The following is a 25,162-nucleotide window of genomic DNA, read 5'->3' on the forward strand; positions in this document are numbered from 1 at the left end:
TGCGTGGGCTTGTTCGATCTATTCAAAAAAAAGCCGGAAGCGAAGCAGCGACCGCTGTTTTACGATATTGTCTGCCCTTACTGCTTCAGTAAATTCACGCCGGACGAGGTCGTGTTCCGCGCTGCCCACTCCCGTGAGGATGATGAGGATTATGCGCTAGGCGAGGATGAGGAGCTGAACAAATACCGCGAGCGCTTCGGCCTCGATTCCGTGCATGACATGGAGGCGGTTCTATATCCGAATGACGTGCCCGAGGAGCATCGGGTCTATTCGGATCACGTACTGATCGGAATCAACGATCGTTACGGAGAGCTTACGCGAAGAAGGCTTTGCCCGAAATGCCATAATGAGATTCCGGTAACGGCAGGCAAGGTGCCAAGCAATATCATATCGATTATTGGCGCATCCCAAGTCGGGAAATCGGTTTATATGACCGCATTGATCCATACGCTTCAGAACACGACTGCCGACCACTTCAATGCGGCTTGCATGCCGCTGAACGCGGAGATCAGCCGCAAGTTCCGCACCAATTACGAGGAGCCGCTGTTCGAGCGCGGCGACCTGCTGGCGTCCACGCAGAAAGAAAAGATGCAGGAGCCGTTTATTTTCCAATTCGTCTTTAAGGATGAGTCCAAACCTCCGCTTACGCTTGTTTTTTTCGATGTGGCGGGCGAGGGAATGGTCGAACAGGATTATCTTGGCCTGCATGGCCAGCATATTAAAAACTCGGCAGGCATCCTGTTAATGGTTGATCCGCTCCAAATCCGTTCCATACGTGAGAAAATCCGAATTAAGCTAGGCGACAAGCCGGGCGAGTGGGTTTCCCAATATGATGAGCCCCGCGATGTCGTACTGACGATGTTCGGCGACTTTATTGCTTATCAGGACAATAACAAAACGGATATTCCGACAGCCGTGGTGCTTACCAAAAGCGATATGCTTCATTCCCTTAAGGATGAGGACGGCGAATATATTAAATCCAACAGCAATATTTTCAATAATATGGTCCACCGTGATTATTTCAATCTGACGGAATTCGAAAATATCGATGGGGAAATCCGCCGTTTTATAGAAAAGGTCGATCGGCCCTTCAAAGGCACAATGGATGTTTACTTCAAGGAAACGGCCTATTATGCGGTTTCGGCTCTCGGCAGCAATCCTGTTGATCAGAAGCTGCAAACCGTCGTTAGTCCGATTCGCGTGGACGAGCCCTTCATCTGGCTGCTTTACAAGCTGAATTTCATTGAAGGGAGAAGAGAATAGTGCGCGATTCTACGCCCCGCAGGATGATCCAGCAGCAGATGTACGCACGGGAGAGACGCGGTATTTTCAGATCCACAGAGGGGTACGATACGATTGCCAAGTCAAGCGGCTTAGACCCTTCTTTCGTTAAAAAAACGCTCCATCCGTATTGCGTGTACGATGCGCCGACCGAGCTGACTAATCGCGGCGAGAAAGACGAAGCGTTGTATCCCGAGACCACGCATTTGCTTCATCTGGAAAATGGCGATGTGCTGCTCGGGCGCAGCATCTATCAAGCAGCGGATTTCACCGGGCTTCGCAGCGCTTTTTTTACGCATAACTACTTGATTCCACACGAGGCGGGCCGTGAAACTGCTGATGATTATAGGAGCTGGCTGAAAGCCGCATTCTCGAATAGCTATGATATCGATAATGGCATGGAGCTGCCCGAGCTCAGCAGTCTTCCGATTCATGCGGCTTCTGCCGTCAAACCGTCGAATCGCTCGCTGCTGTCGCTGCTGAATATTGGGGAAAAGCCGTTTAAACAGCTGCTGTACGCGGTGATGTCAGCTGTCGGCGGCAAGAAGAAAATTTACGTTTCACTTGACGTTCCGATTGCACAGCTGCCTGAAAAGGCCTTGCAGCTGCTGCATGTACTTTATGCAAGCTTGCCATATGCTTATCGAAATCAGCTCGGCTTTATTACCTATGCCAAGGAGCCTCAGAGCCGCAAATCGGTCCACCTTACGTTTGTGGAGCAAGGAAGTCTGCGCCCGGGAGACCGGAGCATCGAGAAGGATTATACGTTCGATTTCGTAAGCGGCCGAATATCAAATGTCGAGCTGGACGGTATGGAGCATCCGTTTTTGGATTTTGTCTGGAACCATTTGGAGCATGCTGAGCATGCCGACCGATTCTTTAAATTCGCGGAGTCGATGCTAGCTGGCATGGATCCAGACCGTCGAATTGCAGCTGCGAGCTATCATGAGCTAAGCGTGCTGTATCAGATCGAGGAAGGCAATGAAGCGTTGTATGAAGCGCATAAACCGATGGTGCTTCGCGTGCTGCTCGATTATTTGCGGCCGGCAGGAGCACTCGAATCCAAGCTTCGCTTAAATGATCTATTACTTTCGCAATTCGACTACGAATTTGACCAAGTTAGGCAAGACTCTGTGCCGCAAGCTTATCTTATCGAGGCGTTCAGAGACTACTATTTAATCGACAGACCGAACATCGAAAGCAAGCTTGTTGCCTATTTTATCCACGCCCTTCATGATGCGTCAAAGCGAAACGGGCAGGATACGATGGATTCGATCTATGCAGCCGTCGAGAGCGATCATGCATTAAGTCAAGCTTTTTTCGATAAGGTTTTGTCGGATGGGAGGCTTGCTGACCGCTTGCTGCTGCCCTTTATTGACAAAAAGCTCAGCGCCTTGACGGGTGCCAGAAGCGTGCTTGAGCGGATTGCAAGTCTTGGGAGCTCTCATCCGGCACTGTACGGTTATGAATCGTTTCACGAGCTTGCCCGCCGGCAGCTAACTACAAAGCTGGAACGAGAGAGATATGCAATCTCGACGTGCAGCATGGTATTAACGCAGTTGAGCAAGTTGGCTGGGGAAGCTCGCACGCAGTCAAGAAAGCGGCAGCCTACCTATCCCGGAGCTGATTTGTATGAGCTGCTTGAGCTAGCCGTATATCGCGGCATGCTGTCGGAGCTAAATCTGGAGAAACTGACCAAGGATCAGCTCGGACAAGCGTCTTTCCTAAGTCATAAGGATCAGCTTAAGCAGTGGGAGAACGAGCTGCGTGATCAAAGGCAGAAATCGTCAGCTCAAATGCTGCTTGCGCTGTATGACTGGTTGATGCTTCCCGAGCCAACCGCTGACCTTTTCGGCCGATTGGACCCAGCGGAGGTGGATCGTGTACAGCAGGCTGGCCGACGGATGCTGTCCGACCAGCCGGAGCTGAAGGAAGCTCCCAGGCTTACGCTGGCTTTTCTGAGCAGCTCGGATTTGGAGGCGGTGGATTATGAGGGGCTGATTGATTACTGGCAGCAGCACGCTCAAAGTAAAGAGTTGATTTACCGGTTCTTTCAATGGACGGAGAAGGAGCCTGACTTCATAAAGGCAAGAGGCTTTGTGCCGGCTTATGCAACGGCAGTTGTCGGCTACTTCAAAAAGCATGATCGGAATGCGTTCAAAAAACGCACCAATCGCAAGCTCTTTTTCGAAAAGGCTGGACCTGCCTTGAAGGCTGTATATAAACAAGCGGAGCGGGAGCTGGCATCTCCGCTAGCCAGACTTTTCAGGCAGAACCGTAAAGGGACGCTGATTACATCACTAGCAGCTATCGGCATTGTTCTGGTGACCGCAGGGATAATGCTTTCGTTATCCGATAAGGGAGATTCAAAAAACGAAGGAGCCATGCTGCCTGGAGCAACGCCAACGGCCGAAGCGGGCTCCGACGAGCCAGATACGCTTGTGTATGCGGAGGATAGTGAGGCAGCCGAGGGGGAAGTGGCATCCACCTCACTCGTATTTTTGTTCAAGGACGCTGCAGCCTGCGCCGCATTTGCGCCAAACACGTTAAAGATACAGGCGCCAAGCGCGGAGGCGGTTGAGTATAAGGAACTGGAGCTGCATGCGGATTGCGCGAATATGACTGATGCTGCCTTGAATACGGTTAATCCTGAAGGTACTGAAAGTACCGAAGAAACGAATGGAACTAATGGAACTAATGGAACTAATGGAACCAATGGATCTGATGGAACTGACGGAACTGTCGGTTCTGATATTACTGAGACAGAAGCTCGGATTTCTCCAGTTGTTACGCCTTCAGAAACGCCTATTGCGGACGGAGCATCGGCTACTGACGATCAAGTGAATGCTGGCGGTGCTACGGATAGCACTACGGATTCGAATACGCTGTCTTCGCCGAGCAGCACAGCGGACACGCTGTTCGCAGATTATGAAAGCCGAGTGGTCATACAGCTAGGCAAACAGGTCGATATTCCTGACGATAGCGCAATTCTGATTGGAGAGACGGAATATAGGCTGACAAAGCTTTAATAAGGTTTTGCAGCGTTCCCCAAGGAACGGCGCTAATCGGCGAATTGGATAGTCAAACATACGAGCTGACTATTTTCTTTTCGTAATTGCGTTAACGAGTTTAATGAGAATGAGATATCATGACTAGAGTGACGAGCTTGTCATATGTCAGCCAGCCTGCCCAGCCGTTTACAATCGGTGGGGCAGGCTTTTTGTTTATGAAAGAATGGAGTACTGTGCTTTCACAGGCAGGCGAAAAGTGAAGGCGATCATTTATTAACGTTTACTTAGCCTCAAAATCGGTTAAATACAGTATAGCGCGCTGGGATCAGAATAATTCGGTCTTGTGAAAACGAAGTGTTTAGCAAAAAAGGAGGTGCTCATATGGATATGGGCAAACTGAGAGTAGGAATCATTGGCTGCGGAGCCATCGCGCTTGAGAAGCATCTCCCCGCCTTGGCAAAGCTCAGCGACAAAGTAGAGCTGGTCGCTTTCTGCGGCAGGCATAAGGAGACGATTCGCAAAGCCGCGGACGAGTATGCACCGCAGGCTGCCTTATATACGGATTATTTGGATATGGTCAAGGATACCAACATTGATGTCATCCATATTTGCACGCCTAACGTGCATCATGCACCTATGGCGGTTGCTGCGCTTGAGGCCGGCAAGCATGTAATGTGTGAGAAACCGATGGCCATTAATGCGGATGAAGCGAAGAGAATGCTGGATGCAGCAGAGCGCACCGGCAAAAAACTGACCATTGCCTATCAGAACCGATTTAGAAAAGACGCTCTCTTGCTAAAGGACGCTTGTGTAAGGGGAGATCTGGGTGAAATTTACGTGGCCAAAGCCCATGCGGTGCGCCGCCGCGGCGTTCCTACGTGGGGCGTGTTCATGGACAAGGATTTGCAGGGCGGAGGCCCGCTCATCGATATCGGAACCCATGCGCTGGATTTGACACTGTGGTTAATGGACAATTACGAGGTAGAATCGGTAACCGGAGTAACCCACAATAAATTAAGGGAACAGAACGAGGCGAATCCGTTCGGTCCTTGGGAGCCTGAAGATTTCAACGTGGAGGAATCGGCTTTTGCATTCATCAAGATGAAGAACGGCGCGACAATCTATCTGGAAGCGGCTTGGGCGCTGAATACGCTTGATGAGCGTGAAGCCATGACAACCTTGTCGGGGACCCGAGGCGGGGCAGAGATGCGCAGAAATGCGCTGACGAATACCGATGAGCTCGTGTTCAACGGTGAAATGTTCGGCAATTTAGTTGAAACAAAGCTGCAAACCGCAGCTGGCATCGCGTATATTTCGCCGGAGGAAGAGACGATCGCAGACCGTGAAATCGGGCAATGGATCGATGCGATCATGCTAGATACCGATCCCGTTGTGATGCCGAAGCAAGCGTATATGGTCACTCGGATACTGGAAGCGATTTACGAATCGGCGGAAACCGGGAAAACGGTCGAAATAGCTGAGGATTAGCATTTGCAAGTCAGATGAAGCAGTTGTATGAATGAAGGGTGTTTAAGCAAAGCGTAAGAATAAAAGGATGTTTAATTGAATCGTAAGAATGAAGGATGTGCACTCAAAAAAACCTCGGCTCTTATGAAGAGCCGAGGTTTTCATTATGAACGCAGCGTTTTTAGTGCGCCGCTCCAAGCGAGTACTTGGTCGAGCATGCCATTGACATTCGTAAGGTGGAGGTCAGCAGGCTTGAACACGGAGCCGTTCTCGAAATCTGTAAACAGCGAAAGCGCAGGATGCACGCGAACGTCTGCAACAGACAATTCGCCAAGTATGCCTCTGAGATGCTCAGCAGCGCGAGCGCCACCGACTGAACCATAGCTAACGATGCCAGCCGCTTTATTGTTCCAAGCATCGCGCGCATAATCAAGCGCGTTCTTCAAGGCTCCCGAGATGCTGTGGTTATATTCCTGCACGATGAATACGAAGCCGTCCAAGCTTGCCAGCTTGGTATTCCATGCGGTTGCCTGTTCCGTCGCATCTTCCTCGCCGAGCAAAGGAAGCTTGTACTCCGCAATATCCACGATTTCGTAATTGGCATCATCGCGCTTGTCAGCAACACCCTTCACCCATTCGCCGACTTGCGGGCTTAAGCGTCCCTGACGGGTGCTTCCCAAGATAATACCGATATTTAGCTTTGACATGTGTATTGCCTCCTCTAAAGTAGTTTGCTTCTAAATCGTCTTTCAAGCATTAGAATGGTCAACCAGCTCTTAGAATTATGCAGGATGTTGCGATACAATGTGTAAGCGTTGGTTTTATTCTCCAATTGCTTGTACGACAAATATGATAGCGGTCAGGATACCTAATGTCAAGCTACTTACAAATAGTTTGTAAAACAGCCTCTTTATGTATGCGACAATGATCTAATAAGATTCTCCTTATCCAACTATTTTCTCCCTCAGCTTCATTCCCAATTGCGCGAGTAGGCGCTACAATAAAGGTAGACATTCGTTTAACCATACCGCTAGTGGGATGTGATTATGATTTCGAATCGAATGGAAATTCTAGTGGTGGATGACGAGCCCAAGCAGCGCCGCGGCTTAGCAGCTATGGTACGTTCCCTTCGGCCCGAGTATAAGGTCCATGAGGCAAAAAATGGAAAAGAGGCATTGGAGCTAGCTGAAGCTCGCGTGCTGGATATTGTATTTACAGACATTCAGATGCCGCTGGTGAATGGCATCGATTTCTTGAAAGCGTTAAACAATCAAGGCTCGGACATGCCGAAGGTTGTTTTTGTAAGCGTATACCATGAGTTTGATTATGCACAGCAGGCACTGCGGCTAGGTGCAAAAGACTATTTGGTCAAGCCGGTCATAACCGAGCAGCTGGAGCCTATTATATGCGAGCTGGAGCATCAGCTTCTGCAGGAGAGTGCGCTTCAATTAGAGAAGAAGAGGCTGAGTGATCAGCTTGCACATACAAAGCCTGTCTATATCGAGCATTTGCTGTACAAATGCTTGACGGAAGAACTCCACGCAGCCGAAAGAAGCGAATTGCGAAGCCATTGTGCACTAAGCGGCCAGGGAACTGTACTGATCCTTGAATCCAAATCTGATGGCGGTCTACATCATGATTCCGAATGGAAAAGCATCCTAAAACGAGCGGTCACGCAAGCCTTTTCGAGCTGTGCGGACGCAGTCATGGTCGCCCCAGAGCATGAGAAGGACCGCCTTTATATTATGGCTGCATGGAAGCCGGAGACGACGGGAACGGCATGTTTGGAGCAGCTGCGTAAAGCGTTAAACCAACTGGAAATGCAGTATGGGAGGTCAATCAGCGTCGGTATTGGACAAGAAACGGAGAGCATTGAAGTCGATATGCGTCTCTGCTGTGACGGCGCTAAACATGCACTGCAGCATTTGTATTACTTCCCTGAAGGCATGTGGCTCTCCGCGAATGAGCTGCGAAGCCTGCAAGGCAAAGAGCACAGCTCACCGCTTGCCGCCAAGGACATTGACGATATGGAGCGTGCAGTCTCAGAGATTCAAACGGAGCTGGCGGTATCGACCCTAGTATCGCTGCTGGATCGGTTGGCTGCGGGATATCCAGCCCCATTTCGGCTGCAATGCAGCGCAGCGCAGCTGTTGTCGACCTGTCTGAAGCGAGCTCAGCTGGTCATCGATGAGGAAGGATACCGATTGCTTGCGGGACGAATCGACCAGGAGCTGTTGGAAGCGAAGTCCTTCAAGTCCATGAAAGAAATCGCGGCGCAGCTGCTTGCCGACATGATCAAGCAGATGAAAAAGGACAAATCCTCGCGCAGCGACTTGATTATGCAGAAATGCCGCGAGTTTGTTGAGGACAACCTGCACGAGGATTTGGGACTTGAGCTGGTAGCGACACGATTTTTTTATAACCCGTCGTACTTCAGCATTTTATTCAAAAATAACGTCGGCGTATCGTTTACCGATTACCTTGTCAAAATGCGAATGCAGAAGGCGCGCGGCTTATTGCTGCACTCGGACCTGAAGGTGCAGGAGATTGCCAGGCAGTCAGGCTATAAAGACATTAAGTATTTCAACAAGGTGTTCAAAAAAACGTTCTTATATTCCCCGGAAGAATTCCGAAGAATGTTCTCATCCTAATTAAAAGAGGCCAAACCGATGCGCATCCTGAGAAAAATGGCAGATATGGCTGCCAATGCAAAATTTCGAATCAAGCTGCTGGTCTCTTATTTCCTGCTGGTAAGCTTTATCATCCTCATTCTTGGCTTTGCCTATTATCAAATTAGTGCCAAAAATATGCTCTCGAACGTGAAAGAGAGCCTAGGCAACGTCGTTATTAATAATAATCAGTTGCTTGATGAGAAGCTGCAATCTATTCGGGACAAAAGCGAAATGCTCCCCATTGACAATGAGCTGTATCGTGTCATTATCGAGACAGATGCGACGGATAATGAGTCGCTGCTGAAGACAGACCGCAAGATTACGCAAATTTTATTCAAATATTTTGGCGGCGATATGGATATATACTCTTCGTTTATCGTAACTCCATCCTATAATTTCGGGAACACGGCAAGAATGTTCGTCATGCCTGACGGTTTTTTGGCTTCCTCTTTGTATCGCAAATCGATTGAAGGGAAAGGTAATCTCGTTTGGATTCCAACGTATCGCTATGCCGAAACGCTCGGTGAGAAGGATATGTCCGGCTTGAATTTCGAGTTCAATAAGCTCGCATCCGCCGTCAAGCAGCTCAAGCTCACGTTTGTCGACGAGAAGGGAATCTTTCACTCGCTGCCGGACATGATACCCGAGCCGGTTCTAATGGTTAATTTGACGACGGATTATATTGGGCGGTTATTCGCAGACTATGCCGAGCATAGCGAGTACCGTCATTTGTCCTACGGAATCGTAGATGATGGAGGGGCAGTAGTCATCCATTCGGACGAGGCGCTGATCGCGAAACATAAGCCGCCTGACTGGTTGGAAGAAGCAACGGATATGAATCATGGCAGCATACAGAAGGTCATTGACGGCAAACCGGTCGTCATTAGCTTTAGCCGCATGGAAAGCACGGGCTGGATATCTTATATTGAAATTCCGGTTGAGGATGCTTTGCAGGATTTGAATGCGCTGCGCAGATATTCGACTTTATTTCTAATCATTATGCTTATCGTTTCGATTATTCTGGCGTATGCAATGTCCGTATTCATTACGAAGCCGATCAGTCGGATGAAAAAGGCCATGAAGCTGATGGAGCGAGGTAATTTTCATATCCATATACCTGAGCATGGTCGTGACGAATTCGGCCATTTGATCCGTACGTTCAATCATATGAATGGCCGTATAGAGGCGCTGATCGAGGAGAACTATGCTTCAAGGCTGCGGGAGAAGGAAGCGGAGCTTATGGCGCTGAATCTGCAGCTTAATCCTCATTTCCTGTATAACACGCTTACGACGCTATACTGGATTGCTGTCGAGAACAATCAGCAGGAGATGAGCTTGATCATTCATAATCTAGCCGATATGCTCCAGACATCGACCAGAAACAAAAAGGAAACGTGGCCGCTTCGAACGGATTTGGACTGGCTCAACAAATATATTTACATCATGTCCAGCCGATTCGAGAATGTGTTTCATGTGCAGATCGATGTGGCAGACGAGCTTCTGGACATGGAGGTGCCGAAGCTGTTTCTGCAGCCGTTTGTCGAGAATGCGATTATCCATGGTCTTGCGGAGAAAGAACAGGATGGAACGATCGTGATTAATGGCTGGTCGGACAGACTGATGGTTTATTTCACCGTTGAGGATAATGGAAGTGGGATGGATAAGGCGCTTATCGACCAGTTAAAGGCTGGCAAGATGAATTCGACAGGCATGCCGAATGTGGAAAAAAGAATTAAGCTGCTCTATGGCAGCGAGTATGGCGTTGACATACATTCAAGTGAAGACGGAGGTACGACTGTTCATATCCGCATGGGCTTAATTGCGAGCAGACAGGACATATTGGAAATAAAGTGAGCAGAGAGGAGAGGCTGACGGATGAACCGAACGAGGAGCGCATTGTCTTTTATGCTGTTCCTATGCGCAATTTTGATGCTTGCGGGCTGCCGCGAAAGGGGGGCCGAGTCGACCGGTGCTGGTCTACATGACAAATCGGCTGAGTGGGACAAAGAAAAAGTCGTGTTAACCTATGCTTCTTGGGGCTCACCTAATGAGAAGCAAGCCAAGGAGCGGATGATCGAGAAGTTTATGGAGCGATATCCGTGGATTACGATTCAGTACATGTATGAGCCCGGCGATTATACGACAAAGCTGACGACGATGTATGCGAGCAACAAAGCGCCCGATGTATTTATGATGTACAAGCATACCGCACTGCAGTGGGCGGAGCAAGGCAAGTTCTATAATCTGAAAGGCTTCTTGGATGAAGATGCGGAGATCAATGAGGAAACTCTTATTCCGAATGCGCTCATGTATTGGGATGAGGGAAAGGTTGCAGGAGTCAAAGTTGCGGAGGAGGCATTCGCTCTTTATTACAATGCTGACCTCTTCGATGAAGCAGGGGTAGAGCTGCCTCCGGCCAAATCAGAGAACGCATGGTCGTGGGACCAGTTTCTAGAGGCAGCGAAGAAGCTGACATTGGATCGAAATGGGCGCAACGCGCTCAGTCCGGAATTCGATGCTGCGCATATCGTCCAGTTCGGCGTAAGATTCAACACATGGATGTGGCATTTAATGGTGCCATCCAACAATACGAGCGTGATCACCCCTGACGGAAGCCGAATGAATCTCGATGATCCAGCTGTCATCGATGCCGTGCAAAAGCTAGCCGACCTTATTTATGTCCATCATGTTTCGCCTTCGCCGGTTCAAGAGAAGAACCTGCCGCAGCCTGCGCTTGCGCTTCAAAGCAGAAAGGTCGCCATGGACCTTGACGGCCAGTGGGTGCAGCTCGATCTCGGAGCTGCAGGCGTCAACTTCGGGGTCGGCGTGCTGCCCAAGCTGAAGTCCAGCAAAACGGTGCAATTCGGAGAGCCGCTGGTGATGTCCGCTACGACGAAGCATCCGAAGGAAGCCTGGTTGTTCTACAAATGGCAGCTGGATTCTGAGAATTCCATCGACTTGCATGCAAGCGGCCTATGGATGCCGCTGCTTAAGGATTATTATGAGAAGCCCGAATTAATAGCACGCTGGGCGGACGTGAAGCCTGGCCATCCGAGCGGCTATCAAGATGCAGTCATGCGGCAGACAATCGAGAATGGCGTTAATTCTTACGACTTCTATCTCAAAAATAACGAACATATTACCGCGATTCTGAATCCGGCGTTAGACCAAGTATGGTTGGGCAAGAAAAGCGTAAAGGAAGCTTTCGAGAGCGTAGCCGAGAAGATCGACGCCGCTTTCAAAGGCACGTACCCGTAATGAGTTAAACGTAAGGCCTTCGGCGATTGCCGGAGGCCTTTTTCTATTTGTGTGATGAAGGCCATCATCCATACGTTCAAAACGGAGGACCTAATGAAAGTCGTCCAAATCCAATGATTTTACGTATTGTTCGCTATGAAAACGCTTGCTAACATTAGGGCTGTCAGGAGCTGCAGCGAAAGACAAGCAATAGACAAGCAATAGACAAGCAATAGACAAGCAATAGGCAAGCGATAGATTAGCAGTAGACAAACGAAAGACAAGCGAAAATGGCCAGCGAGCTGGCACCGCGTAATAGAAATTGCAAAGCGTATTGTAAGCGATATCAGAAAAGAAAAGGGAGTCGATGTCGGATGAAAAAATCGTTGAACCTCGTTCTGACAGCATGCTTATGTACTTCACTGCTCATTGCAGGTTGCAGCAACAACAATAATCAAGGATCCCCGAACGCCGGCAATAATCAAGGAAGTACGGGCGGGGAGAAGGTAAAGCTAACCGCGATCATAACCAAGCATCCTTTAACGAAGCCGCTTGCCGAGATGGAATGGCTGCAAAAAGCGGAGGATGCTGCAGGTGTAGATATTGAGTGGCAGGAAATTACAGCGGATTGGGCTCAGAAAAAAGGAACCATGCTCGCTAGCGGTGATACGCCGGATCTTTTTGTCGGACCAAATGTCATTACGGATGCCGATTTCGCACAGTTCCAAGGATTGTTTCAGGATCTAACGGAGCTGGTTGCAGGTGCGCCGAACGTGCAGGGCATGTTCGATACGAAGCCGGAGACTAAGGTCATTGCGACGCAGCCTGACGGTAAAATATACGGGCTGCCGAAATACCAAAGATTCTGGCCGGCATCCGCCACTCGGCAATTTATTAATCAAACATGGCTGGACAATCTGGGCCTAGACATGCCTACGACATGGGATGAGCTCTATAACGTTTTAGTTGCCTTCAAAGAGAAGGATGCGAATGGCAATGGAGACGCTAACGATGAAATTCCAATGGACTGGCCAGGCGGAATCGGCGGCTTCTTTAACCCGGCTGTTCTGCTTGGGGGCTTAGGCATCACCTTAACAGACGGAAGCGGGCAAGGCTATTTCGTCGAAGACGGACAAGTGAAAAACTTCTTGACTGATGAGCGCTACAAAAAGATGGTCGTATTCCTTGGCAAGCTGTATAAAGCGGGATTGATCAATCCAGAGGTGTTTACCCATGATTATACGAAGTTTCAGTCGGTTGCCCGCGGTGAAGGCGACAACGCAAAGGTTGGCTTTACATGGGGCTGGGTGGCGTCTGACCGATTCGGGGAACAACTGGCGCCGCAATATGCGTCGATGTCCCCGCTTAAGGAAACGGCTGGCTTCTCCGGCAAAGTATCGTGGAGCTACGATTTCGATACGCTGAATTACGGGGTAAATCAAATCGTCATGTCAGCGAAAACGAAAAACAAAGAAGCGGCTATGCGGTTTATTAATGAGCTCTACAAAGAAGAAGTGAGCATGCAGGTGCTATTTGGTTCAATCGGAACGAATATTAAGGATAACGGAGACGGCTCTTATAGCGTTCTGCCGCCAGCCGATGCCAAGATGGATCCAGGCACATGGAAATGGACCTCTACGTGGGCCGATAACGGGGCATTGTATCTTCCCGATACCCTTAATTTGACGCTTGGAAAGGATATGCAGGAGGTGCTCGTTCAGTCAGAGCCTCTGAAGGATGCCTTGGCGGTTGATACGGAGAAGGATATATTCCCGAACATGTTCATCAAATACACAACGGCAGATAATAACACGATGAGCCTAAGTAACACGAATATTATGAACCTTGCGAACACGAGCTTTGCCAAGTGGGTAACGAAAGGCGGCGTCGAAGCCGAGTGGGAGCAATACGTGAATCAAAGCAAGAAAGCGGGCTTAGACCAAAATCTCGAAATCATGCAAAAATATTATGACGAGTATATGAGCAAATAATAGGCTGCGCATGAAAGGGAGCTATGCCGTCTACAAGCAGGCATAGCTTCTTTTTCAAAGTAAAGGGGGAATTTCCTATGGGCACACGGACGATCTTCAATGCCTTCAAACGTGATTTTCAATTGTGGGTGATGATTTTCCCGGCTATAGCAGCCATTATCATTTTCAACTACATCCCCATGTACGGTATCCAGCTTGCGTTCCGGGATTTCGACTTCAGTAAAGGGCTTACAGGCGGGGAATGGCGCGGATTATTTTATTTCAAGCAGTTTATCGAGAGCTTCCTGTTTGCCGATCTGATGACCAATACGTTTCTAATCAGCTTCACAGCAATCATTATTGGATTTCCTGCTCCGATTATATTAGCGCTCGTACTGAATCAGATCCGTAGAAAAAGATTTAAAACCTTGATGCAGACCACTGTTTATTTGCCTCACTTCATCTCGATTATCGTACTGGTGGGTATGATGAATGTCCTGCTCTCGCCGGAAACGGGCATTGTCGGATATTTCATGAAAACTATCGGTTTTGGGGATATCAATTTATTAGCCTCCACCTCGACCTTCATCCCTGTCAATATCGTGTCTGATATTTGGCAGCACTGCGGCTGGAACAGCATTATCTACTTAGCGGCTCTATCTACAGTAGACCCGCAGCTTTATGATTCCGCCAAGATGGATGGCGCCAGCAGATGGCAGACGATCCGTTATATTGATTTTCCAGCCTTGATTCCGACGATCGTCATTCTGTTCATACTCAGCATGGGGAATATACTCAGCACGGGCTTTGAAAAAATATTTTTGATGCAAAACTCATTAAACCTGCCCGTTTCAGAAGTTATCGCCACCTATGTGTACAAAATCGGGATTGTGTCCAATCAGTTTAGCTATGCTTCGGCTATCGGTTTGTTTAATACGCTGATTAATTTTATTTTCTTATTCGCGATGAATGCGATCGCCAAAAAAGCTTCCAATACGAGCTTATTCTAAGCAGGCTGCAAGGAGGAGTGGTAGGTATGGTGCGAAACCGTGTTAGCGGTAGTGAATGGGGCTTCCGGCTTGTTTTGTTTGTCATATGCGCCATTATTTTTCTGGCGATCGTATATCCGCTCTATTTCATCATTATCGCCTCGATCAGTGATTCGACGCTTGTTTCAACCGGGAAGGTATTGTTTCTGCCCCGGAACATTAGTTTTTTCGGCTACGATCAGATCTTCCAGGATAACCGCATTTGGAATGGATACCGCAATACGGTATTCTACACGTTCGCAGGAACGCTCGTAAATTTACTCGTTACCCTTCCAGCAGCATACGTGCTGTCCAGACGTGAATTCCGGGCTAGACGAATCATCATGCTCGTATTTGTCATTACGATGTTTTTCAACGGAGGCTTAATCCCAACCTATCTGTTGATGAAGGACTTGCATATGACCAATACGATTTGGATGTTTATTTTACCATTTTGCGTCAATGTGTTTTATCTCATTATTGCAAGAACGTTTTTCGAGTCATCTTTGCCTTCTGAATTGTATGAGGCTGCGGCAATCGACGGCTGCTCGCATTTCAGATTTTTCATCAAAATCGCGCTGCCTTTGTCCAAAGCTTTGATTTCCGTCGTCGGGCTGTACTATTTGGTTGGCCATTGGAATGATTTCTTCACCGGCTTGATCTATATCCGGGACAACAATCTTCAGCCGCTGCAAATCATTTTAAGAGATATTCTTCTGTCCAACCAGGTATTCCAGAATGGTGCCGGGTCGGGCGGGAACGCGGGCGGTTATGCGCAGAAATACGCGGACCAGATCAAATACGGCGTTATTATCGTATCGACCTTGCCGATATTGATACTTTACCCTTTCCTGCAGAAGTATTTCGAGAAAGGGGTCATGATTGGCTCAGTCAAAGGCTGACTAATTCGGTCAGCTTTCTCATAGCACTCGAAAAGCTGGTACCAGGTAATTTCGGTATCAGCTTTTTGCCATTTCGAAAGTAAATGAATAGGAAAAACGTAATCTATAGACCGTCAGCTGAGGTTTGCTCTCTGTAGCTCTTGGGAGTAATTCGGGTTTCCCGCTTGAATAAGCTGCAGAACTGCGCGTCCGTTGAAAAACCGCACTCCATCGCGATGGCGGATATTTGCAACCGTGTGTGCTGGAGCATCGATTTGGCCTGCTCGATTCTTCGCAGCAAAATATACTGGCTTGGAGAGCTGCCTACCTTGAGTTTGAACAAATGACGAAAGCGGTCATAGCTATAGCCTGATTGATCTGCTAAAGCCTGAAAGTCGATTTTGTGCATGTAGTACTCGTCTATATAGGTTTTGGCGAATTGAATAATGCTTGTGCGGCTGTCTATTTCCTGAGCGGGCTGGGCTCGCAACAGCTCTACATAGAGATGCGAAATACGAGAATCCAGCATCTGCTTGTAATAGGGCTGCTTGTGGCGAAGCTCACTTGACATGGCATGCATTTGCGTGAAGACAAGTCTCGCAGGCGTATCCGAATAGATTCCTTCGATTAACGAAGGATAGAGCCGGCTGCTGAAACCTGCGAAGAGGACCTTGGCTAGTACCTCGTGTCGTTCATCATGCAGCGTATGCGGCGCAATAATGGCGTAGTCTCCCGCTTTGAAGGCATAATCGGAATGACCAATTCGGGTCGTTCCCTGTCCGCTCACATAATAGACAAGCTCATAGCTCTGATGGTTATGCAGCGCAATATACTCAAGCCTAGCTCGCGTCTCCTGATAGAAGAAGTCCAATGTAGCGGACATGTATGCTGCTCCTTTCAAAATAGCCAATTCGTGATATAGGATAACCGATTAATGCTACAGAAACGAATAGGATACTTATAGAATGAATGTATTATAGCATGACTGAAAAACCAATTCATTATATAGACGGAGGAATTAATCATGGAAATCATCTATCCAGCAATGACTGACGGAGAGCGGGTCCGCAAGCTGGAATCACCGGCAGGCCAGATTAAAATGGTGCTCGATACGGACACGTTTAATGAGATTGACGATCAATTCGCGGTTATCTATGCACTTCTCTCGCCGGAGAGAATCGAGTTTCAGGCGCTTTATGCCGCTCCTTTCCATAATGATCTGTCAACGGGACCGAAGGACGGAATGGAGAAAAGCTATGAGGAAATCCATCGAATCCTAAAGCTTATGAATCGGGAAGATGTCCCTGTTTACCGCGGCTCTGAGAGCTATCTGACAGCGCCGCATACACCGGTAGACAGCTCGGCTGCGCAAAATCTGGTCGAGCGCGCAATGGCATGCGATCCAGCAAATCCATTGTACGTTGTCGGAATCGGAGCGATTACGAATATAGCCAGCGCAATCCTCATGGAGCCGCGCATCATTGAGCGAATCGTCGTGGTTTGGCTTGGCGGCCATGCGATCGATTGGCATGATACTCGTGAATTTAATCTGGAGCAGGATCTGCATGCGTCCAGAGTAATATTTGATAGCGGCGTTCCGCTCATGCTGATTCCTTGCATGGGTGTTGCCTCCAATCTTAGAACGACCCTGTCGGAGGTTCGGGACTATGTGCTGCCATCTGGCGCTATCGGCGCATATCTTTATGAGACATATAAAAACTGCAAGGATGACCATTTCGCCTACTCCAGAGTGATATGGGACATATCGGTTATCGCTTGGCTTAATCAGTCGAATACGGTTCCTTCGAGGCTAATCCCGAGTCCTAGAATTTCCGCGGACTATCGCTGGAGTGTCGATTCCACTCGGCATTTGATTCGCTGCGCAAGCTATATTGATCGTGATGCCGTATTTCATGATTTATTTACGAAGCTGAAACAAGCCTCATACTGAAGCTTAGCAAGCAGGCATTAAACGAATACGGTTAACGCTCATCACCTAACAGCAGATTGTGCAGCAGCTAAAATGTCTTTTCATTTGCTGAACAATCTGCTATTATCATCTAGACTTATTAAACGCGTTTAATAAGTGGTTTGCAGGGAGGATGTGATTGATTTGAGCGATCGAATTTCATCAACGAAAGAGATGAAGAAAGTGATTCTGCACAATATCCGTGAAGCGCTGCTTGCACTTGGCAGCGCAACGAAAGTCGAGCTCAGCAACAGATTAGGCATTAGCTTTCCTACTGTATCCAAGTTTCTAAGCGAGATGGACAAAGAGGGCGAGCTGCTTATCGTAGGACTTGATCATTCAAGCGGCGGACGAAGAGCGAATCGCTATGCTTATAATCCGGAGCATATGCTCGGACTTGCTGTTTTTTTGGAAAAAACAGAAATGAATTATAAGCTATTCAATTGCTTGGGTGAAGTAAAGGAGACGGGCAGCTCCTCGGCTGCCATAGCGGATGATGTTCAAAGTCTTGCGAGGAGTATTGAAGTGATCCTTGCGAAATATCCGAAGGTCAAATCCATTGCCATCGGCGTGCCTGGCTCGGTGAACAACGGACGGATTATTCATATTCCGAGCTATGAGCACTTTCATGATTTTGACTTGAAAGGATACTTGGAGGCGCGCTTCTCCATCCCGGTTGTAGTAGAGAATGATATGAACGCAGCTGTTCTCGGCTACAACGCTCATCAAGCGGATAAAGGCCAAATGTCGTTCATTTACTTGTATTTCGGACAGAATGGACCTGGAGCAGGCATCATCGTTAACGGGCAGGTGCTGAGAGGCAGCACTTTTTTCTCCGGAGAGGTTTCTTATGTGCCGCAATATGAGCATATGAATTTTGGGGAGGCTTTGAACAAAGAAGGGGATAGCAGGCTTTCAGATTCCGTCAAGCTTGTCAGGCTGGATGCCATTAGCCGGCTAGTCGCTTCCTTCACGGCCATCATTAACCCGCATGCGATTATTTTTTGCAAGGATGAAATGAACGATTCTTCAATCGCCGAGATTGCCTTGAGGAGTGCTGATTATGCGCCGCAAGAGCATCTGCCCAAGCTGGCGATAAGCGATTGGAAGCAAGATTATTTGTATGGATTGCAGAAGCTGGGACTTGATCTCATGCTCGCAGGAGAGAAAATCTAATAAGAAGCTGGGATAGGGGCATACAACATGGCTACATTCTTTTTGATCATCATTTATTTGGCTTTTATCAGCTTAGGCTTGCCTGATTCCTTGCTCGGAACGGCGTGGCCTGTCATGCAAAAGGATTTTGACGCACCGCTTGAGACTGCTGGCTTGCTTTATATGACGATAGCTGCCGGCACGATTGTATCCAGCTTGGCGAGCGGTGCTGTTTTGAAGCGGTTTGGGACAGGAAAAGTGACATTGATCAGCTGCATCATGACCGCCGTCGCGCTGCTTGGCTTCGCCTTGTCGCCTTCATTGATATGGTTAGTAATATGCGCAATCCCGCTTGGGTTAGGGGGAGGCTCGGTTGATGCTGGTTTGAATCTCTATGTTGCTGAGCATTACAAAGCGCATCATATGAGCTGGCTGCATTGCTTTTGGGGCGTAGGAGCAACGCTCGGCCCAATCGTCATGTCTCAGTTTATGACGGGTCAAAACGTTTGGAGGGATGGTTATCTGACCGTTGCCGCCATTCAGTTCGGCCTCGTCATTTTACTATTTCTAACCTTGCCTTTATGGAAAAAGGCAGCAGCTAACCAGCACAAGGGCGAGCAAGCGGAACAGGAACCACTGCCTACGGAAGCCACAGAAACCGGTATTCACTCTGTAAAGCCTCTTCGCATGAAAGGTGTTAAATTAGCGCTCGCATCATTCTTGTTTTATTGCGGCGTGGAAGCGACCATGGGATTGTGGGGAAGCAGCTTTCTTGTCCATGTTAAGGAATTACCAGCGTCAACCGCTGCGCAATGGGTATCCTTGTTCTATGCAGGAATTACCATCGGAAGATTTATAAGCGGGTTTATTACGTTCAAAGTTAACAATCGTATACTTATTCGCACGGGTCAGATAACAGCATTAGTTGGTGCTGTGTTCATGCTGCTGCCGCTCCCGCCCGTATTCTCGCTAGCAGGTTTTATGCTGGTAGGGTTTGGACTCGCGCCGATCTATCCGTGCATGCTGCATGAAACGCCGGTGCGCTTCGGGAAAAAGCACGCTCAGACCATCATGGGCTACCAAATGGCCGTTGCCTATACGGGAAGTACAATTATGCCGCCTTTTCTCGGCTTTCTTGCAGCCTCTTCAACGATCGGCGTGTTTCCGGTCGTTCTCGTCTTATCTGCAGGGGCTATGCTCCTGTTCTCGGAAAAGTTGAATGCTTTTTTGAAAAGTAAAGCTATTCGAAATCAAGTTACGGTTAAGCATTAGCCCAATCCTGCGGTTTATTGTCCATATTTCGCAGGGGAGACGCCTGTTACGCGTTTGAAGGTGCGGTAGAAATTGGAATAGTCCTGGAATCCGGTCATGCTGCACACTTCGGTTGGCGGAACGGAAAGCTTTAGGAGTTCAATGGCCTTTGTAATACGTTTCTGGATCACGTATTGCTTGAAGCTGTAGCCCGTTATTTTCTTGAATTGGTGTGAGAAGTAGTACCGATTAACAAAGAACGTATGCTCGATATGCTCGAGTGTCAATGAGCGATAGAGGTTACCATGGATATAGGTAATAATTTGTTCGATTTTGGAATTGACGTTGCCCTCCAGCTCGAAGCTATCGATATGGGAAGCAATTATTTTATTAAGATGGATAAGAATTCGAATAAAGATTAATTCAATAAGCAGGTTGCTTTCGGGCAATTGGCTGCGATGAAGCTCCTCCATTTCCATGAATTGGGCAGCTACTTTGGAATGCTCTATTAGATGACCAGGCACGCGATTGAAGCTGCCTGGTTTTTTGCGATCGAAATATTGGAGAAGGGAGTAGCCCTCCTGTATATAGTGACTGCAGAATTCAGGCTTGAAAAAGATAATAATCCGCTCATAGCTGGATTCAGATGTGAAATAAGGCCTATGCATTTCCATATTGTTAATGATGAGCAAATCACCGGGATTTAGCGGGTAGCTTTGATCTTCCACCTGGTAAACCACGCTGCCCGAGATTAGATAATAGATTTCATAAGAATTTTGCGTGTAACTTGAATGCTGATCGTCATGCGGAGAATGGGTAAGCGAATGTAAATAGGTGAAGGAGCCGTGATGAAGGTTCATGTAAGTTAGAATTTCGTTCATCGTAATCGTCTCCTTTTCTCAATTATGAAGGATTATTCGCAAGGCTTAGAATGAAAAGCAAATATTGCAATGTTTATCGCAAGAAACACCATATCGACTGCTCTGCGTTCAAATTATACTAATCTTGTGAACAAGTCAATAATCGTTTTCATTACTTAAGGTAACGGGGGAGAACGAATGGAGAACATCTTGCAGGAGAACCAGAGCTTTATTCAGCAAACGTGGGAGAAAATCGAAGCTAAGCTAGCCAAAACTTCTAAGCAGATCAAGGATGGCATGCCTTACACGACGCGTGAAGGGCAATATGACGATTGGCAGGATGATGCTTCTTGGTGGACCAACACGTTCTGGACAGGGATACTATGGCATATGTACGCTGAAACGAAAGACGATACTTACAAGCAATACGCGCAAAGTATGGAAGAGAAGATGGATGAAGTGCTTCACGGCTATGATGGGCTGCATCATGACGTGGGATTTATGTGGTTATTGTCGAGTGTCATGAATAATGAGCTGACTGGGGACGAGAAAGCGAGAAAGCGAGCGATGCTTGCAGCAAACGTACTATCTGCCAGAGCGAATATTGCCGGAGGTTATATTCGCGCATGGAACGGAGACAACGCAGGCTGGGCGATTATTGACTGCATGATGAATATTCCGCTGCTCTTCTGGGCAAGCGAGCAGAGCAGCGATGCAAGGTTCAAACATATTGGCATTATGCATGCTGACAAAACATTAAAGGATTTCGTCCGTGAAGACGGATCGGTTAATCATATCGTCATATTCGACGAGAATAACGGCGAAGTGCTGGATACGCCGAGAGGACAAGGGTATGAGAGTGGATCCGCTTGGTCGAGAGGTCAAAGCTGGGCGATTTATGGCTTTGCTCAGGCTTACCATTGGACGAAGAAACCTGAATATTTGCATGCTGCCAAACGAATCGCCCATTATGCCCTGTCGTCGCTGGCTTTAACCGGCTATGTGCCTCCTTGCGATTATAGGCAGCCCGCATCGCCTCTGAAGCTTGACAGCAGCGCAGGTGCGATCATGGCTTGCGGATTGATTGAAATTGCCCAGGCTGTGCCGGATTCGGAAAAAAATCTATATCTGCAATCGGCGCTCCTTATGCTGAAGGCGCTGGATGAGAAATGCGCGGTGTGGGATGATTCGGATGCATGCATTCTGACCAATGGGACTTCTGCTTATTTTGACGGTGCTTTCCAGAGGGCGTCCGTTCAGAACGGAGCTTTGATCTATGGCGATTATTATTTCGTTGAAGCTATCCGGAAGCTGAAAAAAGCACGATAAATCAGCTCCTTTGGCTGAAATGCCCGTGTGGCGATGCGTAAAGCATTGGGCCGCGCGGGCATTTTTTTGGCTATATTTCCCGAATGAGCCTACGTAGCAGGATGTTGCTTGGCAGCGAGCGTGGCAATCCGCAATATAGTTGCATTTTTAAGCAGGAAATAAACATTTTTGGAGCGATTGCCGTGCTATAATCAAGAACAATTTGATAAGTAAAGTTAATGCTTATGCTTAAGCTTATGCGTTAGCTGAATCCAAAGGAGTTTATCGAAATGAGCGAAATACAGATGAGTTGCGTGCATACGTATCCCATTCTGCGGGATATACCTAAAAGCGGCGATTATGAAGTTAAAATTCGAAGCTGTGAGGGTAATTGGCATAGCTTGCCTGTTTATGGCGTGAAGGTTGATATGCATGACGTGCGTCAAGCTTCGTTGGCGTATTTTGATATGGCGGGGCCTGTTGAGGTGGAGATTGCATGCCTGTATACAGATGCTGAATCTATTGTAATCCGTCCCTTATCTCGGGAAATCAAGCATGAAAGAATAGGGAATGTGATCACGCTGTTTATTGAAAATCCCGTGATGCTGTCCATTGAGTTCAACGATGATCGATTCCGTAATTTGCATTTGTTTGCGAATGATATCGATAAGAGCGTCCCTTCGGCAGATGATCCAGACGTGCTTGTTATCAAGCCTGGCATCCATCGTAGGGAATGGCTGGAGACGGATGCAAGCATCCTTTATTTTGCGCCAGGCATGCATTATATCGAAGAGACGATCATACAGCTGAGCTCAGGGAAAACGGTGTACATAGACGGAGGCGCGGCAGTCGTTGGCTCGTTTGTGTGCGATCATGTCAATGATGTTGCAATCCGCGGGCGCGGCATGGTTTATTTGGCGGATTTCCACCGATATTCGGCTTTCCGAGGCGTTCGCATTATGCATTCGGAGAGGATAAGCGTTGACGGCATTATGATCATCGATCCGCCGCATTACAGCGTCTATGTCGGGGGCTCCAAAGAGATAAGCATTCAGGGGCTAAAGTCATTCAGTACGCGAGGCTGGTCGGACGGCATTGACATCATGTCGAGCTCGGATATTCAAATCGATAGTGTATTTATGAGGAATTCGGATGATTGTATCGCCATATATGGAAGCCGCTGGGGCTACCGAGGAGATTCCCGGCGAATTGCAGTGACCAATTCCGTGCTCTGGGCAGATGTTGCCCATCCGTTGATGATTGGTACTCACGGCGATTATGATGGCGAAGGTGACATCGTAGAGGATATACGATTTGCAAATATCGATATTCTGGAGCATCATGAGCCGCAGCCTAACTATTGGGGTGCAATGTCCATCAACGCAGGTGACAAGAATACGGTGAGGAACATCGTCTATGACGGGATAAGGGTAGAGGCCATCGAGCAGGGACAGCTGTTCGATATACGCGTCGTTCATAATCCTGATTACAATCCTGCGCCTGGGAAACGAATCGAGAATATTATATTCCGTAACATTTCGTATGCCGGGAACACACCAAATCCTTCGCGCATACAAGGTTTTGACGGTGATCGAGCCGTGGATGGCGTAACCTTTATGAATCTAAAAATAGATGGAGTGCGGATTGACAATCTCGATCACCCGGCGATATCGGCTAACCAGTATGCACGAAATATTACTTTTGTGAACGAGCAGGATGAGGAATAAATGAGCAGGGATGGGCCGCTGGCATAGCGGCTCTTTTTGCAAATGCCCGAATTGGTGCTAATGGCAGTTTTAATAGGACGGAGTTGTGTTTATAGTTAAGGGAGGTTTTGGAAAATAAAGATAGAAATGAGGTCAATGATTTGGAGAAGGAGCTTAAGAAGCAGCTTGATCTGTGGCATGAAAAGGATAAGCACCAGAACATTATAAATGCGATCTCGGACATTCCGGATGCGGAACGCGACTATTCGCTAGTCTCTTACCTGGGCAGGGCTTGGAATAATTTAGACAAATATGAGAAAGCAATAGCTTGTTTTCTCTCTGTTCAAGAACAGGGATCCAGTGATCCGCTATGGCATTACCGGTTAGGCTATGCGTACTATTATGGCGGAAAGCCGGAAGAAGCGGTGGCGGCTTTTGAGCAGGCTTTGGAGCTGGATCCTGATGATCGGGACAGCCAGATGTTTCTGAGCCTGAGCCGCAATGCTGTGGGCAAACAACCAGAGCATGTGCTTTCAGCGAATTTGGCAGCGGAAGCGGACTTGCCGGAGGAAGGAAAGTTGGCCCCTTTCAAGCTGGTTTCGCATAATAGCGGCAGCATATCGCTAATCTTAAACGTTGGCAGCTACAAACGCGAGGTATTCGATGCAAGGGCAGATGAGGGCTTCGAAGGCAACGGCTATGATTGGGCTTCATTAGCCGCTGTATTTCTGCAGGAACAGCAGCCTGAGCTGGCTGGTGTCATAAGATTCGATCCCGAAGCAGACATGTTCGCAGCGTATACGGACAACAAAGAAGCGATGTTCAGCTTCGCACTCGCTTTTAAGGAAGCTTGCGAGAACGACGCGCTGATCAGTGATTTATTTTCGCGTGCGGAGCTGGACTGAACGAGAAGCTTGCTCTGTCAGCCATGCTGGGAGGCACCTTGGTATGCGATCGAACTCGCGGAGCAGCGAGCTCTGTGTTTTAGCTTTTTTGGATAAGATGGAGGTCATTCATTTGGTTGCTAATCCTCTCACTAGCTTCTATAATTTATAAAAAAACCTATTCTGATGATGGAGGAGATAGGCAATGTGCAGAAATATCAAAACGTTATTCAACTTTGACCCGCCGGCTACGGGAGATGAGGTGGAAGCAGCTTCGCTGCAATTCGTAAGAAAGCTATCCGGATTTCAAGCGCCTTCCAAAGCCAATGAAGCGGCCTTCCAGCTCGCGGTTCTTGAAGTAACGGTTGCGGCACAGAAGCTATTGGATTCATTGGTCACAAACGCTGAGCCGCGCGACCGTGAAACAGAGCTTGAACGCGCCCGTATCCGAAATGCCAAAAGATTCGGCTCAGCATAAGCTT

The 25,162-nt window shown here is 48.1% G+C and carries 20 protein-coding genes; 17 read left to right on the forward strand and 3 right to left on the reverse strand.

Features of this window, described 5'->3' with window-relative positions; translation table 11 throughout:
- Window positions 1-3 precede the first annotated feature (3 nt).
- From AB4Z29_RS12305 to AB4Z29_RS12320, 4 genes are all read left to right on the forward strand, one after another.
- Window positions 4-1,263 carry a TRAFAC clade GTPase domain-containing protein gene (locus AB4Z29_RS12305; RefSeq protein WP_441943348.1) on the forward strand — a complete coding sequence of 420 codons (1,260 nt, stop codon included), beginning with the start codon at window positions 4-6 and terminating at the stop codon, window positions 1,261-1,263.
- A complete protein-coding gene (locus tag AB4Z29_RS12310) occupies window positions 1,263-4,310 on the forward strand; it encodes a GAP1-N2 domain-containing protein (protein WP_441943349.1) in 3,048 nt (1,015 codons plus the stop codon). The genes AB4Z29_RS12305 and AB4Z29_RS12310 overlap by 1 nt, the downstream gene beginning before the upstream one ends.
- A gap of 119 nt (window positions 4,311-4,429) precedes the next feature.
- Window positions 4,430-4,552 carry a hypothetical protein gene (locus AB4Z29_RS12315; protein ID WP_441943350.1) on the forward strand — a complete coding sequence of 41 codons (123 nt, stop codon included), beginning with the start codon at window positions 4,430-4,432 and terminating at the stop codon, window positions 4,550-4,552.
- 121 nt (window positions 4,553-4,673) lie between these two features.
- On the forward strand, window positions 4,674-5,780 hold the full coding sequence (locus AB4Z29_RS12320) for a Gfo/Idh/MocA family protein (RefSeq protein ID WP_441943351.1): 1,107 nt from the start codon (window positions 4,674-4,676) through the stop codon (window positions 5,778-5,780).
- Window positions 5,781-5,923: 143 nt separating this feature from the next.
- Here the strand turns inward: AB4Z29_RS12320 and AB4Z29_RS12325 are convergent, their stop codons facing one another.
- Complete coding sequence (locus AB4Z29_RS12325) at window positions 5,924-6,466, reverse strand: NADPH-dependent FMN reductase (protein ID WP_441943352.1); 543 nt, start codon at window positions 6,464-6,466, stop codon at window positions 5,924-5,926.
- Between the two features lie 339 nt (window positions 6,467-6,805).
- On the opposite strand from AB4Z29_RS12325, the gene AB4Z29_RS12330 reads away from it, so the two are divergent.
- The 6 genes from AB4Z29_RS12330 to AB4Z29_RS12355 all read left to right on the forward strand — a co-directional run bounded on the left by AB4Z29_RS12330 (window position 6,806) and on the right by AB4Z29_RS12355 (window position 15,568).
- Entirely contained in the window at window positions 6,806-8,410 is a 1,605-nt protein-coding gene (locus AB4Z29_RS12330; RefSeq protein ID WP_441943353.1) for a response regulator transcription factor, read from the forward strand.
- Window positions 8,411-8,428: 18 nt separating this feature from the next.
- The gene (locus AB4Z29_RS12335; protein WP_441943354.1) at window positions 8,429-10,285 is read left to right on the forward strand and encodes a sensor histidine kinase; all 1,857 of its coding nucleotides are present in this window, start codon (window positions 8,429-8,431) and stop codon (window positions 10,283-10,285) included.
- A gap of 21 nt (window positions 10,286-10,306) precedes the next feature.
- The gene (locus AB4Z29_RS12340) at window positions 10,307-11,689 is read left to right on the forward strand and encodes an ABC transporter substrate-binding protein (RefSeq protein WP_441943355.1); all 1,383 of its coding nucleotides are present in this window, start codon (window positions 10,307-10,309) and stop codon (window positions 11,687-11,689) included.
- A 353-nt stretch (window positions 11,690-12,042) separates the two neighbouring features.
- Window positions 12,043-13,659, forward strand: a complete 1,617-nt coding sequence (locus AB4Z29_RS12345) for an ABC transporter substrate-binding protein (RefSeq protein WP_441943356.1) — start codon at window positions 12,043-12,045, stop codon at window positions 13,657-13,659.
- A 77-nt stretch (window positions 13,660-13,736) separates the two neighbouring features.
- Entirely contained in the window at window positions 13,737-14,648 is a 912-nt protein-coding gene (locus tag AB4Z29_RS12350; RefSeq protein ID WP_441943357.1) for an ABC transporter permease, read from the forward strand.
- Window positions 14,649-14,674: 26 nt separating this feature from the next.
- Window positions 14,675-15,568 (forward strand): carbohydrate ABC transporter permease, encoded by an 894-nt coding sequence (locus AB4Z29_RS12355; RefSeq protein WP_441943358.1) that lies wholly within the window; start codon window positions 14,675-14,677, stop codon window positions 15,566-15,568.
- Window positions 15,569-15,671: 103 nt separating this feature from the next.
- On the opposite strand, the gene AB4Z29_RS12360 is transcribed toward AB4Z29_RS12355, so the two are convergent.
- Window positions 15,672-16,430, reverse strand: a complete 759-nt coding sequence (locus AB4Z29_RS12360) for an AraC family transcriptional regulator (protein WP_441943359.1) — start codon at window positions 16,428-16,430, stop codon at window positions 15,672-15,674.
- A 141-nt stretch (window positions 16,431-16,571) separates the two neighbouring features.
- Here AB4Z29_RS12360 and AB4Z29_RS12365 point away from each other — a divergent pair, with 141 nt between their 5' ends.
- From AB4Z29_RS12365 to AB4Z29_RS12375, 3 genes are all read left to right on the forward strand, one after another.
- Entirely contained in the window at window positions 16,572-17,498 is a 927-nt protein-coding gene (locus AB4Z29_RS12365; RefSeq protein ID WP_441943360.1) for a nucleoside hydrolase, read from the forward strand.
- Between the two features lie 162 nt (window positions 17,499-17,660).
- Complete coding sequence (locus AB4Z29_RS12370; protein ID WP_441943361.1) at window positions 17,661-18,692, forward strand: ROK family protein; 1,032 nt, start codon at window positions 17,661-17,663, stop codon at window positions 18,690-18,692.
- 27 nt (window positions 18,693-18,719) lie between these two features.
- Entirely contained in the window at window positions 18,720-19,943 is a 1,224-nt protein-coding gene (locus AB4Z29_RS12375; RefSeq protein WP_441943362.1) for an MFS transporter, read from the forward strand.
- A gap of 14 nt (window positions 19,944-19,957) precedes the next feature.
- On the opposite strand, the gene AB4Z29_RS12380 is transcribed toward AB4Z29_RS12375, so the two are convergent.
- A complete protein-coding gene (locus tag AB4Z29_RS12380) occupies window positions 19,958-20,803 on the reverse strand; it encodes an AraC family transcriptional regulator (protein ID WP_441943363.1) in 846 nt (281 codons plus the stop codon).
- 177 nt (window positions 20,804-20,980) lie between these two features.
- On the opposite strand from AB4Z29_RS12380, the gene AB4Z29_RS12385 reads away from it, so the two are divergent.
- The 4 genes from AB4Z29_RS12385 (at window position 20,981) to AB4Z29_RS12400 (ending at window position 25,158) form a co-directional block, all read left to right on the forward strand.
- A complete protein-coding gene (locus AB4Z29_RS12385; protein WP_441943364.1) occupies window positions 20,981-22,111 on the forward strand; it encodes a glycoside hydrolase family 88 protein in 1,131 nt (376 codons plus the stop codon).
- Window positions 22,112-22,380: 269 nt separating this feature from the next.
- Window positions 22,381-23,817 (forward strand): glycosyl hydrolase family 28 protein, encoded by a 1,437-nt coding sequence (locus AB4Z29_RS12390; protein WP_441943365.1) that lies wholly within the window; start codon window positions 22,381-22,383, stop codon window positions 23,815-23,817.
- 107 nt (window positions 23,818-23,924) lie between these two features.
- Window positions 23,925-24,701 (forward strand): Imm51 family immunity protein, encoded by a 777-nt coding sequence (locus AB4Z29_RS12395; protein ID WP_441943366.1) that lies wholly within the window; start codon window positions 23,925-23,927, stop codon window positions 24,699-24,701.
- A 184-nt stretch (window positions 24,702-24,885) separates the two neighbouring features.
- Window positions 24,886-25,158 (forward strand): DUF2277 domain-containing protein, encoded by a 273-nt coding sequence (locus tag AB4Z29_RS12400; RefSeq protein ID WP_441943367.1) that lies wholly within the window; start codon window positions 24,886-24,888, stop codon window positions 25,156-25,158.
- Window positions 25,159-25,162: the final 4 nt, after the last annotated feature.

This window comes from Paenibacillus sp. 2TAB23 (genome assembly GCF_052115165.1).
Classification (GTDB): Bacteria; Bacillota; Bacilli; order Paenibacillales; family Paenibacillaceae; genus Pristimantibacillus.

Bases quoted from the DNA above. Each gene is read 5' to 3' on its own strand.
- AB4Z29_RS12315 (WP_441943350.1), top strand. From the start codon at position 4,430: ATGACTAGAGTGACGAGCTTGTCATATGTCAGCCAGCCTGCCCAGCCG.
- AB4Z29_RS12320 (WP_441943351.1), top strand. From the start codon at position 4,674: ATGGATATGGGCAAACTGAGAGTAGGAATCATTGGCTGCGGAGCCATC.
- AB4Z29_RS12325 (WP_441943352.1), bottom strand. From the start codon at position 6,466: ATGTCAAAGCTAAATATCGGTATTATCTTGGGAAGCACCCGTCAGGGA.
- AB4Z29_RS12330 (WP_441943353.1), top strand. From the start codon at position 6,806: ATGATTTCGAATCGAATGGAAATTCTAGTGGTGGATGACGAGCCCAAG.
- AB4Z29_RS12335 (WP_441943354.1), top strand. From the start codon at position 8,429: ATGCGCATCCTGAGAAAAATGGCAGATATGGCTGCCAATGCAAAATTT.
- AB4Z29_RS12340 (WP_441943355.1), top strand. From the start codon at position 10,307: ATGAACCGAACGAGGAGCGCATTGTCTTTTATGCTGTTCCTATGCGCA.
- AB4Z29_RS12345 (WP_441943356.1), top strand. From the start codon at position 12,043: ATGAAAAAATCGTTGAACCTCGTTCTGACAGCATGCTTATGTACTTCA.
- AB4Z29_RS12350 (WP_441943357.1), top strand. From the start codon at position 13,737: ATGGGCACACGGACGATCTTCAATGCCTTCAAACGTGATTTTCAATTG.
- AB4Z29_RS12355 (WP_441943358.1), top strand. From the start codon at position 14,675: ATGGTGCGAAACCGTGTTAGCGGTAGTGAATGGGGCTTCCGGCTTGTT.
- AB4Z29_RS12360 (WP_441943359.1), bottom strand. From the start codon at position 16,430: ATGTCCGCTACATTGGACTTCTTCTATCAGGAGACGCGAGCTAGGCTT.
- AB4Z29_RS12365 (WP_441943360.1), top strand. From the start codon at position 16,572: ATGGAAATCATCTATCCAGCAATGACTGACGGAGAGCGGGTCCGCAAG.
- AB4Z29_RS12375 (WP_441943362.1), top strand. From the start codon at position 18,720: ATGGCTACATTCTTTTTGATCATCATTTATTTGGCTTTTATCAGCTTA.
- AB4Z29_RS12380 (WP_441943363.1), bottom strand. From the start codon at position 20,803: ATGAACGAAATTCTAACTTACATGAACCTTCATCACGGCTCCTTCACC.
- AB4Z29_RS12385 (WP_441943364.1), top strand. From the start codon at position 20,981: ATGGAGAACATCTTGCAGGAGAACCAGAGCTTTATTCAGCAAACGTGG.
- AB4Z29_RS12390 (WP_441943365.1), top strand. From the start codon at position 22,381: ATGAGCGAAATACAGATGAGTTGCGTGCATACGTATCCCATTCTGCGG.
- AB4Z29_RS12400 (WP_441943367.1), top strand. From the start codon at position 24,886: ATGTGCAGAAATATCAAAACGTTATTCAACTTTGACCCGCCGGCTACG.